The organism is Frateuria defendens (assembly GCF_001182895.1).
Classification (GTDB): domain Bacteria; phylum Pseudomonadota; class Gammaproteobacteria; order Xanthomonadales; family Rhodanobacteraceae; genus Frateuria_B; species Frateuria_B defendens.
Genome location: NZ_LFQR01000178.1, coordinates 1 through 217 on the forward strand (window position 1 = coordinate 1; position 217 = coordinate 217).

At 71.9% G+C, this 217-nt stretch carries 1 protein-coding gene; it reads left to right on the forward strand.

The window, feature by feature from the left end; genetic code table 11:
* On the forward strand, window positions 1-217 hold a 217-nt coding region (locus ACH65_RS17495), incomplete at both ends, for a hemagglutinin repeat-containing protein (protein WP_049623920.1).

Sequence of the window (217 nt, forward strand, 5' to 3'; positions counted from 1 at the left end):
GCCTGGCGCAGACGTGGAGCGTGGGCAGCACGCTGTCGGGCGACACGGTGACGGTGGGGGCCGGCCACGACCTGACCGGCACGGCGGTGCAGATCGCCGGCACGCACGACGTGACGCTGGCGGCGGGCCACCACCTCAGCCTCGATGCCGGACAGAACACCGTCACGCAGGATCAGGCCAGGCAAGTGAGCCGCACCGGCCTGATGAACAACGGCGG